The organism is Actinomycetes bacterium (assembly GCA_024222295.1).
GTDB lineage: Bacteria > Actinomycetota > Acidimicrobiia > Acidimicrobiales > Microtrichaceae > JAAEPF01.
Genome location: JAAEPF010000017.1, coordinates 14436 through 24859 on the forward strand (window position 1 = coordinate 14436; position 10424 = coordinate 24859).

A 10424-nucleotide genomic window follows, 5' to 3' on the forward strand; every position below is an offset into this window, starting at 1 on the left:
GATGAGCGACAAGTCGAAGAAGAAGCGAGATCTGCGCAAGCGCCGTCACCAGAGGGTGCGCCACAACGTGGTCGGCACCACAGGTCGTCCGCGGTTGGCGGTGTTCCGCTCCAACCGCCACATCATCGCCCAGGTGATCGACGACGGCGCGGGCGCAACGCTGGTGGCCGCGAGCTCACTCGAATCCGACCTGCGCAGCGCAGGCAACGGGACCGAAACCGCCGCCAAGGTCGGCACGCTCGTGGCCGAGCGGGCCAAGGACGCCGGTGTGAGCACCGTCGTGTTTGACCGCGGGGGCAACCGCTACCACGGGCGCATCGCTGCGCTGGCAGACGCTGCCCGCGAAGCAGGACTGGAGTTCTGATGGCCAACAATCGCAACGACGACCTTCAGCTGCGCGAGTCGCGGGTCATCAACATCAACCGTGTCGCCAAGGTGGTGAAGGGTGGCCGCAGGTTCTCCTTCACGGCCCTGGTCGTGATCGGCGACGGCAACGGCCGGGTCGGTCTCGGCTACGGCAAGGCCAAGGAGGTGCCCCTCGCGATCCAGAAGGGCACCGAGGAGGCCAAGCGCAACATGTTCTCCGTGCCGCTCGCCGGTGGCACGATCGTGCATCCCATCGTGGGTGAGTGCGGCGCCGGTCGCGTCATGCTCAAGCCCGCGGCACCCGGTACCGGTGTGATCGCCGGTGGCGCTGCGCGAGCCATCCTCGAAGAGGCCGGCATCTCCGACGTGCTCTGCAAGTCGATGGGCTCGGCCAACTACATCAACGTTGCCAAGGCGACGGTGAACGGCCTGCAGGAGCTGAAGCGCCCCGAGGAGATCGCGGCGCTGCGCGGCCTGCCGGTCGACGAGATCATTCCTGCCGGCCTGCTCAAGGCCTACCAGCAGACCCAGCGCGGCGGGTCCGAGCCCGCCGAGGAGACCGAGGAGGACTGATGGCACAGATCAAGGTCACCCAGGTCCGCTCCGCCATCGGCATCAAGCCGCCCCAGCGCGGCACGCTGCGGGCCCTCGGGCTCGGCCGCATCGGCAAGAGCCACGTGCTGCCTGACACCCCCGACGTGCGCGGCCAGATTTCCCGGGTCCCGCACCTCATCACCGTCGAAGAGGTCGACTGATGAAGATCCATGACCTGAAGCCCGCTGAGGGTTCCCGCAAGCGCGCCAAGCGCGTCGGCCGCGGCATCTCCGGAAAGGGAGGCAAGACCGCAGGCCGCGGGATGAAGGGCCAGCGGGCCCGTGGCACCGTGCCTGTGGGCTTCGAGGGCGGCCAGCTGCCGCTGTACATGCGGGTACCGAAGCTGCGCGGGTTCAACAACCCGTTCCGCGTCGAGTACCAGGCGATCAACCTCGACACGATCGAGGAATCGGGCCTCGACGAGGTCACTCCCGAGACGCTGCTCGCCAAGGGCCTCGTCTCCAAGGGCAACCTCGTGAAGGTGCTGGGCCGTGGCGAGCTGAAGCGTGGCGTTACCGTCAAGGTGCACGCGGCGTCCAAGTCGGCCGAGGCCGCGATCACAGCTGCCGGCGGATCCTTCGAGTCGATCCCGCTGCCGTTCGAGGTTCGACCCGCATTCAAGGGAAGCGCCCACACCAACCGCTGACGGACTATCCGGTCCATCGTCGGCCCGGCGGTGCGTGCGTTGCGCGCACCACCCCGTCCTCGGGTACCGTCTGCACACCAGCCCCCGGGCTGTAGAACCCGCAACACCAGCGTCCAGGAGCGCCAGTGTCCCGAATCGGCAACATCATCAAGGTTCCGGACCTGCGCAACAAGGTCCTGTTCACACTGGCAATGCTGGTGCTCTACAGGTTCGGCTCGTTCCTGCCGGTACCCGGAGTCGACCAGAACGCAGTGCGGGCGATCGAGGACCAGGCCCGCGAGGGCGGCGTGCTCGCCTACCTGCAGTTGTTCTCCGGCCGGGCGCTCACGAGCTTCTCGTTGTTCGCGCTCGGGATCATGCCCTACATCACCAGCTCGATCATCATGCAGATCCTGACCGTGGTGATCCCGAAGCTGCAGGAATGGCAGCAACAGGGTGCCGTCGGCCAGCGCAAGATCACCCAGTGGACCCGTTACCTGACCATCGGCATCTCTGTGCTGCAGGCCACGGGCTTCACGTTCCTGTTCGCCAATGGTGGCGGCGGGCTCACCGGCAACAACTCGATCAATCTCGTCACCGTGTGGAGCCCGCAGCGGGTGATGCTGATCGTTGTGTCACTCACCGCGGGCACGGCGCTGCTCATGTGGATGGGCGAGCTCATCACCAACCGGGGGATCGGCAACGGCATGTCGCTGATCATCATGGCCTCAGTCGTGTCCGGCATGCCATCCGCTTTCGCTGCCGTCTATGGCGCCGAAAACGGTACAGCGAAGATGGTGGTCTTCCTGGGCTTCTTCGTGGTCATGCTCGGCTTCATCGTGTTCATCGAGCAGGGCCAGCGACGGATACCCGTGCAGTTCGCGAAGCGCGTCGTGGGCCGCAAGCAGTACGCCGGCCAGTCCACCTACATCCCGCTCAAGGTCAACCAGGCCGGTGTGATCCCGATCATCTTCGCAAGCGCCGTGCTCAACCTGCCGGTGCTGTTGTCCCAGGTGCTTCCTTCCGAAGGCTGGGGCGCGAGCGTGTCCAGTTGGATCAACGACAACCTGCTCAACACAGTCAACCCGCTGTACCTGACCTTCCTCGGCTTGCTGATCGTGGGCTTCGCCTACTTCTACACGGCGATCTCGTTCGACCCGGTCCAACAGGCCGACAACCTGCGCAAGCAGGGTGGCTTCATCCCCGGGATCCGCCCCGGCCCCCAGACCGAGACATACCTCACCAAGGTGCTCAACCGCATCACGCTTCCGGGCGCGCTGTTCATCGCATTGCTGGCCATCTTCCCGACCGTTCTGGTGTCATTGCTCGTGGGCGGCGGCGGTGCCAATGCGGCCGCCACCTCAATCGGTGGTGTTTCGTTGTTGATCGCAGTGGGTGTGACCCTCGAGACCATGAAGCAGGTGGACAGCCAGCTCATGATGCGCAACTACGAGGGATTCCTCTCCAAGAGCCAGTGAGGTGGGGACATGAGCGGAGCTGACAAGGCCCCTGTGCGGCTGATCGTCTTCGGACGCCAGGGCGCGGGCAAGGGAACCCAGGCGACCCGGCTGGCCGAGCGCCACGGGATCCCCCACATCTCCACCGGCGACATGCTCCGTGCGGCCGTCAAGGACGGCACCGAGTTCGGCCTCAAGGCCAAGGAGTACATGGACGCCGGCCAGTTGTTGCCGGACGACGTGATGCTCGGCCTGGTGTCGGAGCGACTCGGTGAGCCCGATGCCCAACCAGGTTGGCTACTCGACGGCTTCCCGCGCACCGCCCAGCAGGCCGAGGACCTCCAGGGTCTAGTGGCCGAAGGTGGCATCACCGCCGCGATCAACCTCGAGGTGCCTGAGTCCGTTGTGGTGGAGCGCATCTCCTCCAGGCGGGTGTGCACCAACTGCGGCACGATCTACTCCGCCACCGACGAGTCGGGTTCCACCGGCAAGTGTGAGAAGTGCGGGGGCCAGGTCGTGCAGCGCGACGACGACACCGAGGAGGCCGTACGCAAGCGCCTGGCCACCTACAACGAGCAGACCGCACCGTTGCTGGCCTGGTTCGAGGCCGAGGGCCTGCTCGAGACGGTCGACGGGGTGGGCGACCCCGACGACATCGCGACTGTGGTCGCCGGCGTGGTCGACGAACGCATTGCCTGATCGCTGCCCGTTCGTCGAACCCACCAGGTTTGCCACGAGGCGGGTGTCACATTGCGGGCGGCCGTCCCCGCCTTTGCCCCAAGAGGCGTGAACCTCTAGAGTTGTTCGTCGGCCCAGTCCGCGCCCCAGCGCTGGCGCGCCATGTCCGAAGCCCCTGCACGGGGCCCGACAGGAGGAATTGTTCTGCCCAAGCCCAAGGAAGACGCCATCGTCCTCGAAGGAACGGTGACCGAGTCGCTCCCGAACGCCATGTTCAGGGTCGAACTCGAAAACGGCCACGAGGTCCTGGCGCACATCTCCGGAAAGATGCGCATGCACTACATCCGCATCCTGCCCGGAGACAAGGTGCAGGTGGAGCTGACCCCCTACGACCTCTCCCGGGGTCGGATCACGTACCGCTACAAGTGACCGGCCAACGAGCGAACTGAGTACCAATGAAGGTCCGAACCAGCGTCAAGAAGATGTGTGACAACTGCAGGGTCATCCGGCGCAACCGCCGCGTCATGGTGATCTGCGACAACCCGCGCCACAAGCAGCGTCAGGGCTGAGGAACAGGAACAACTACAGATGGCACGAATCGCCGGAATCGACATCCCGAGGGAAAAGAGGCTCGTCGTCTCTCTCACCTACCTATACGGGATCGGCAACACCAAGGCTGCGGAAATCTGCGAAGCCACCAACATCGACCCGACCACGCGTGTGAAGGACCTCACCGACGCCGAGATCGCCGAACTGCGCAGCTACATCGAGGACAACTTCAAGATCGAGGGTGACCTGCGCCGCGAGGTCAACCAGAACATCAAGCGCAAGATGGAGATCGGCTGCTACCAGGGCCTGCGTCACCGCCGCGGCCTGCCCGTGCGTGGCCAGCGCACCCACACCAACGCCCGTACCCGCAAGGGACCCAAGAAGACCGTCGCCGGAAAGAAGAAGGTCCGCAAGTAATGGCAAATCCAGCCGCAGGGGGCCGTCGTCCCCGTCGCAAGGAGCGCCGCAACGTCACCCATGGCGTGGTGCACATCAAGAGCTCCTTCAACAACACGATCGTCTCGATCACCGACCAGGAAGGCAACGTGCTGTCCTGGGCCTCTGCCGGCAATGCCGGATTCAAGGGCTCTCGCAAGAGCACGCCCTTCGCCGCCCAGCTGGCTGCCGAGCAGGCCGCCCGCAAGGCCATGGAGCACGGCGTGCGCAAGGTCGACGTCGTGGTCAAGGGCCCCGGTTCGGGCCGTGAGACCGCCATCCGCTCGATCCAGAACGCAGGCATCGAGGTGACCGGAATCAAGGACGTCACCCCGATCCCCCACAACGGTTGCCGCCCTCCGAAGCGGCGGAGGCAGTAGGTCATGGCTCGTTACACCGGCCCGAAGGCGCGCGTCTCGCGCCGCCTCGGCACCAACATCTGGGGCACCAACGGCGAGAACATCGCCATGGAGAAGCGCCCCTACCCTCCGGGCGAGCACGGTCGCACACGCCGCCGCGGCAACGTGAGCGAGTACCTGCTCCAGCTCCAGGAGAAGCAGAAGGCCCGCTACACCTACGGCCTCAACGAAAAGCAGTTCCGCAACCTCTACGCCGAGGCCAACCGCCGCCAGGGCGTCACGGGCGAGAACCTGCTCCAGTTCTGCGAGATGCGCCTCGACAACGTGGTGTACCGCGCTGGCTGGGCCGCCACGCGCCCACAGGCCCGCCAGTTCGTCGGACACGGCCACGTCGAGGTCAACGGTCGCCGGGTCAACATCCCGAGCTACCGGGTCCGCAAGGGTGACGTCGTTCGGCTTCGCGACAAGTCACGCAACATGGTCGCTGTCCAGTGGAACGTCGAGCACTACGGCCGCACACCGCCGCCGTGGCTCGACTCCGCCGACGGCGGCCAGGAAGTCACGGTGCGGGAGCTCCCGCTGCGCGAGCACATCGATGTGCCCGTCAAGGAATCCCTCATCGTCGAGCTCTACTCCAAGTAAGCCAAGCCCAACAGCCCTCGCCAACTGCCACCCAGAGGTACGCAACAAATGCTCGTCATCCCTCGCCCGACCGTCGAAGCAATCGATGAGGAACTCGACAACCGCCAGCGGTTCGCGATTTCCCCGCTCGAGCCCGGCTTCGGTCACACGCTCGGCAACTCCCTGCGCCGCACACTGCTGTCCTCGATCCCCGGCACCGCCGTGACCGAGGTGCACTTCGACGCCGCCCTGCACGAGTTCGACACGATCGAAGGTGTCGTCGAAGACGTCACCGACGTGATCCTCAACCTCAAGGACGTCGTGTTCACCTCGGAGCTCGACGAGCCCGTGACGGTACGCCTCGAGGAGTCGGGTTCCAAGGAAGTCACCGCATCCGACATCCAGGTGGTGGACAGCATCGAGATCCTCAACGGTGACCAGCACATCGCCACGGTCAACGGCAAGGGCAAGATCGCGATCGACCTCACCATCGACCGCGGCAAGGGCTACCTGTCCTCCTCGGATCGTTCCAACTCGACCATCGGCGTGATCCCGGTGGACGCGATCTTCGCTCCGGTGCGCCGAGTGTCCTTCAGCGTCGAGCCCACCCGCGTCGAGCAGTCGACGGAGTTCGACAAGCTCGTCATGGAGATCGAGACCGACGGTTCGATCACGCCGCGCGATGCCATGGCGTCAGCCGGCAAGACGCTTCGCACGCTCCTCGACGAGGTCGAGAACATGTCAGAGGAGGCCGAGGGCCTCACCCTGTCCGAGGCAGTCACAACGGTGGCCACCTCGCCCGACCTCGAGTTGGCAATCGAGGACCTCGACCTCTCCGAGCGGCCCCGCAACTGCCTCAAGCGTGCCCAGGTCAACACCGTGGGCGAACTCCTCACCAAGTCCGAGGACGACCTCCTGGCCATCACCAACTTCGGCCAGAAGTCGCTCGACGAGATCATCGAGAAGCTGGACAGCCGAGGCCTGTCGCTGCGCGGCAGCGAGTGACCCGTAGCTGAGTCCGGTACCGGCACCACACCAAGACGTAGACCAGGAACAGACCAATGCCTGCAACTCCCAAGAAGGGCCATCGATTCGGTGGCAGCCCGAAGCACCAGCGCCTCATGATGGCCAACCTGGTCAGCTCCCTCGTCGCGTCACCCACCGGCATCGTCACGACCGAGGCGAAGGCCAAGGCCGTCCGCCCGATCGCCGAGAAGCTGATCACCAAGGCGAAGAAGGGCGGGCTTCACAACCACCGCCAGATCCTCGCCTACATCGGTGACCAGGAGATCGCTGCGATCCTCATGGACGACATCGGACCGCGTTACGCGGACCGCCCGGGTGGCTACACCCGCATCCTGAAGCTCGGCCCGCGCACCGGTGACAAGGCGCCGATGGCCAAGCTGGAACTCGTCTGACCGACGGGGATCAGGTGCCGCCGCCCGCAGACCAGCAGGCCGGCGACGCCGCCCGAGGTGCCCACGCGGGCCCCGCTGACATCGAGGTTGAACCACCCGGGCCCGGCCTCGCCCGGTACCGCCTGCTGGTTTCCTACGACGGGTCTGCCTTCCGCGGCTTCGCGGAGAACGATGGCGTCCGCACAGTTGGCGCAGACCTGCGTGGCGCGCTCGAACAGGTACTGGGCTGTGATCTGGTGCTGGCCGTGGCAGGGCGCACCGATGCCGGCGTGCATGCACGGGGCCAGGTTGTGTCATTCGACGCCGACCCGGCGGCCCTGGACGCTGCGAGTCTGCGGCGGTCGGTCAACTCGATGCTGGCACCACATGTCGTGGTCCGCGAGGTCACGCGGGTCGCGGGTGACTTCCACGCCCGATTCTCGGCGCAGTGGCGGCGCTACCGCTACCGGTTGCTCGCCTCGGAGGTGCCCGACCCGTTCCTGGCGGGCACGACGTGGTGGATGCCGGCCGCTCTCGACCGACACCGCATGTCCGACGCGGCCCACCAACTGGTCGGCACCCACGACTTCAGTTCGTTCTGTCGTCAGCCGAAGGACCGCCCGGATGCCTCGATGGTGCGACGGGTGACCGATGCCCGATGGTCTGGCGAGCTCAATGACGATCCCGGGGTGCTGACCTTCGAGATCACCGCATCGGCGTTCTGTCACCAGATGGTGCGCAGCATCGTGGGCACCCTGGTCGACATCGGCCGTGGTCGGCGTCCGGTCGACTCGGTTTCCGCGGCCCTCGCGGGCAAGGACCGTTCGCTGGCTGGCCAACTGGCCCCGCCAGATGGCCTGTTCCTCTGGGAAGTCGGCTACTGACCGGCACGCTGGCCTCCCGGGCTTGCTGCTGAATCGGAGCGGCCGGTAGTCTGACCTGTCGGCATTTCCCCGGTTTCGGCGTGGCTCCGCTGTCCTGTGACAGGTTGTCGCTCGCCGGAAGTGCCGGTCCCGGTTTGCGGGACTGCGGACCCCACGGGTCCACAGACACCAACTGTTCCAAGGAAGTGAGCGCGGTGCGCACCTACACCCCCAAGGCCTCTGAAATCGAGCGTGAATGGTATGTCGTCGACGCCGACGGCCTGACGCTCGGCCGCATGGCGACCGAGGTCGCCCGCGTGCTGCGCGGCAAGCACAAGCCGACCTTCACGCCCCACATGGACACCGGCGACCACGTCGTCATCATCAACGCCGACAAGGTCGTGCTCACCGCCAACAAGGCAGAGAGCAAGCAGGTCTGGCGCCACTCCGGGTACCCGGGCGGCATCAAGTCCGAGACCTACGCCGACATGCTCGAGCGGGTGCCCGCAGAGGCGGTGCGCCGCAGCGTGCGCGGAATGCTCCCCAAGAACCGCCTGGGTCGCCAGATGCTGCGCAAGCTGAAGGTCTACGCCGGAGCGGAGCATCCCCACGAGGCCCAGAAGCCCAAGACACTCGAGATTCCCGGCGCAGCGGCCCGCGCCTGACTGACAAGACCTTTACCGGAGACGACGAACGATGACCCAGCCGCTCACACAGACCACTGGCCGACGCAAGCGAGCAGTCGCTCGGGTCCGCCTCGCCGACGGCGAAGGCAAGATCACGATCAACGGCCGCGACGTCGAGGTGTTCTTCCCCAACGCGACGCACCGGATGATCCTCACCGAGCCACTGCGCATCACCGAGACGGCCGATCGCTACGACGTCGAGGTCACCCTCCACGGTGGTGGCACGAGTGGCCAGGCCGGTGCCGTGCGCATGGGTATCGCCCGCAGCCTCATCGACGTCGATCCGGAATTGCGCACGACCCTGAAGCAGGCCGGGTTCCTCACCCGCGACTCCCGCGAGAAGGAATCCAAGAAGTACGGCCTCAAGAAGGCCCGCAAGGCTCCGCAGTACTCGAAGCGCTGATACAGCGGTGCACGCCAGCTTCGGCACCGACGGAGTCCGCGGAACTGCAAACGTGGCGGTGACCGCAGAGTTGGCGCTCGCCCTCGGGCGCGCCGCCACACGGGTGTTCGGTGCAGAGGTCGTGGTCGTGGGCCGCGACACGCGGATCTCGGGGCCGATGCTCGAAGCCGCCGTCTGTGCGGGCGCCTGCGCAGAGGGCGCAGAGGCCACCGCAATCGGGGTGGCTCCCACACCGGCGGTGGCGCATGCATGTGCCGAGCCGCTCGATGGCCGGGTGACCGCCGGGGTGATGATCTCGGCCTCGCACAACCCGTTTGCCGACAACGGCCTGAAGATCTTCGGCCCGGGCGGGCGAAAGCTCACCGATGCACAACAAGGGCGCGTAGCCGCCGAGCTGGCGACGCTGCTCGACGGTGAGGCGCACGCCGGTCCCGCGGATGCGGCCGTGGGGGCGACCGTGCCGCCAGCGGGGCAGGTGGATGGCTACGCGGAGTTCGTGCAGGCATCGATCGAGGGCCGCAGCCTCGGCGGGATCAGGGTCGTGCTCGACTGCGCCAACGGGGCCAACTGGAAGATCGGGCCGCGCGTGCTCCGTGCGCTCGGCGCCGAGGTCGAGGTCATCGGCGCCCACCCCGACGGCGTGAACATCAACGACGGTTGCGGGTCCAACCACCCGCACGGCCTCGCATCGGCGGTGACAGGGCGATCAGCCGACATCGGCATCGCGTTCGACGGGGATGCCGATCGCGTCGTGGCCGTAGACCACCTGGGCCGGGTTGCCGACGGTGACCAGCTGATGGCGATTCTCGCCGGCGACATGCGGTCGCGTGGCCTGCTGGCAGGCGACACGGTCGTCGTGACCGTGATGTCCAACCTCGGCTTCCGCCGGGCAATGGACGCCGCCGGCATCACCGTGGTCGACACCTCGGTCGGTGACCGGTACGTCCTAGAGGCTCTTGAGGAGGGTGGGTTCAGCCTCGGTGGTGAACAGTCGGGCCACCTCGTGTTCCGCGACATCACCACCACGGGCGATGGCCTCCTGAGTGCCGTTCTGCTGCTTGACCTCATTGCCCGCACCGGGCGACCACTAGCGGACCTGGTCGACGGTGCGATGCAGCGATTGCCCCAGGTGCTCGTGAACGTGCCGATCGAGTCCCCAATGAAGGATGTGGCGCAGCGACTGAGCGCCGAGATCGCCGCTGTCGAATCAGACCTGGGAGATGCCGGTCGTGTCTTGCTACGACCTTCGGGCACCGAGCCGGTCGTGAGGGTCATGGCCGAGGCGGACACCGAACAGCTTGCATCCGCGGCGGCGCAGACACTCGTCGAGGCGGTACGCGGCCTCAGCAGTGCCTGAGCTGCGACCCGGTAGAGTTTTCTGACCATCGGCC

General features: G+C 66.4%; 17 protein-coding genes. All 17 read left to right on the forward strand.

Annotated elements, in window-relative coordinates; genetic code table 11:
• The first annotated feature begins 1 nt into the window (after position 1).
• The 17 genes from rplR (at position 2) to glmM (ending at position 10390) form a co-directional block, all read left to right on the forward strand.
• The gene (gene rplR, locus GY812_02810) at positions 2-364 is read left to right on the forward strand and encodes a 50S ribosomal protein L18 (GenBank protein ID MCP4434413.1); all 363 of its coding nucleotides are present in this window, start codon (positions 2-4) and stop codon (positions 362-364) included.
• The gene (rpsE, locus tag GY812_02815) at positions 364-939 is read left to right on the forward strand and encodes a 30S ribosomal protein S5 (GenBank protein ID MCP4434414.1); all 576 of its coding nucleotides are present in this window, start codon (positions 364-366) and stop codon (positions 937-939) included. The genes rplR and rpsE overlap by 1 nt, the downstream gene beginning before the upstream one ends.
• Complete coding sequence (rpmD, locus tag GY812_02820) at positions 939-1121, forward strand: 50S ribosomal protein L30 (GenBank protein ID MCP4434415.1); 183 nt, start codon at positions 939-941, stop codon at positions 1119-1121. The genes rpsE and rpmD overlap by 1 nt, the downstream gene beginning before the upstream one ends.
• Positions 1121-1606, forward strand: coding sequence for a 50S ribosomal protein L15 (gene rplO / locus GY812_02825; GenBank protein ID MCP4434416.1), 486 nt, complete (start codon positions 1121-1123; stop codon positions 1604-1606). The genes rpmD and rplO overlap by 1 nt, the downstream gene beginning before the upstream one ends.
• 143 nt (positions 1607-1749) lie before the next feature.
• Positions 1750-3063: a preprotein translocase subunit SecY gene (gene secY, locus GY812_02830; protein MCP4434417.1), complete on the forward strand. Its 1314-nt coding sequence runs from the start codon at positions 1750-1752 to the stop codon at positions 3061-3063.
• Positions 3064-3096: 33 nt separating this feature from the next.
• Positions 3097-3741 carry an adenylate kinase gene (locus tag GY812_02835; GenBank protein ID MCP4434418.1) on the forward strand — a complete coding sequence of 215 codons (645 nt, stop codon included), beginning with the start codon at positions 3097-3099 and terminating at the stop codon, positions 3739-3741.
• Between the two features lie 141 nt (positions 3742-3882).
• Complete coding sequence (gene infA / locus GY812_02840) at positions 3883-4149, forward strand: translation initiation factor IF-1 (protein MCP4434419.1); 267 nt, start codon at positions 3883-3885, stop codon at positions 4147-4149.
• 26 nt (positions 4150-4175) lie between these two features.
• The gene (rpmJ, locus tag GY812_02845) at positions 4176-4289 is read left to right on the forward strand and encodes a 50S ribosomal protein L36 (protein ID MCP4434420.1); all 114 of its coding nucleotides are present in this window, start codon (positions 4176-4178) and stop codon (positions 4287-4289) included.
• 19 nt (positions 4290-4308) lie between these two features.
• Positions 4309-4686 (forward strand): 30S ribosomal protein S13, encoded by a 378-nt coding sequence (gene rpsM, locus GY812_02850; protein ID MCP4434421.1) that lies wholly within the window; start codon positions 4309-4311, stop codon positions 4684-4686.
• A complete protein-coding gene (gene rpsK / locus GY812_02855) occupies positions 4686-5084 on the forward strand; it encodes a 30S ribosomal protein S11 (protein MCP4434422.1) in 399 nt (132 codons plus the stop codon). Before rpsM ends, rpsK begins: the two co-directional genes overlap by 1 nt.
• Before the next feature lie 3 nt (positions 5085-5087).
• Complete coding sequence (rpsD, locus tag GY812_02860; protein MCP4434423.1) at positions 5088-5705, forward strand: 30S ribosomal protein S4; 618 nt, start codon at positions 5088-5090, stop codon at positions 5703-5705.
• Between the two features lie 48 nt (positions 5706-5753).
• Positions 5754-6689 carry a DNA-directed RNA polymerase subunit alpha gene (locus GY812_02865; protein MCP4434424.1) on the forward strand — a complete coding sequence of 312 codons (936 nt, stop codon included), beginning with the start codon at positions 5754-5756 and terminating at the stop codon, positions 6687-6689.
• Between the two features lie 56 nt (positions 6690-6745).
• Positions 6746-7102 carry a 50S ribosomal protein L17 gene (rplQ, locus tag GY812_02870; GenBank protein ID MCP4434425.1) on the forward strand — a complete coding sequence of 119 codons (357 nt, stop codon included), beginning with the start codon at positions 6746-6748 and terminating at the stop codon, positions 7100-7102.
• Between the two features lie 14 nt (positions 7103-7116).
• A complete protein-coding gene (truA, locus tag GY812_02875) occupies positions 7117-7965 on the forward strand; it encodes a tRNA pseudouridine(38-40) synthase TruA (GenBank protein ID MCP4434426.1) in 849 nt (282 codons plus the stop codon).
• Between the two features lie 194 nt (positions 7966-8159).
• On the forward strand, positions 8160-8609 hold the full coding sequence (rplM, locus tag GY812_02880) for a 50S ribosomal protein L13 (GenBank protein MCP4434427.1): 450 nt from the start codon (positions 8160-8162) through the stop codon (positions 8607-8609).
• 31 nt (positions 8610-8640) lie between these two features.
• The gene (gene rpsI, locus GY812_02885) at positions 8641-9033 is read left to right on the forward strand and encodes a 30S ribosomal protein S9 (GenBank protein ID MCP4434428.1); all 393 of its coding nucleotides are present in this window, start codon (positions 8641-8643) and stop codon (positions 9031-9033) included.
• Positions 9034-9040: 7 nt separating this feature from the next.
• A complete protein-coding gene (gene glmM, locus GY812_02890) occupies positions 9041-10390 on the forward strand; it encodes a phosphoglucosamine mutase (protein MCP4434429.1) in 1350 nt (449 codons plus the stop codon).
• Positions 10391-10424: the final 34 nt, after the last annotated feature.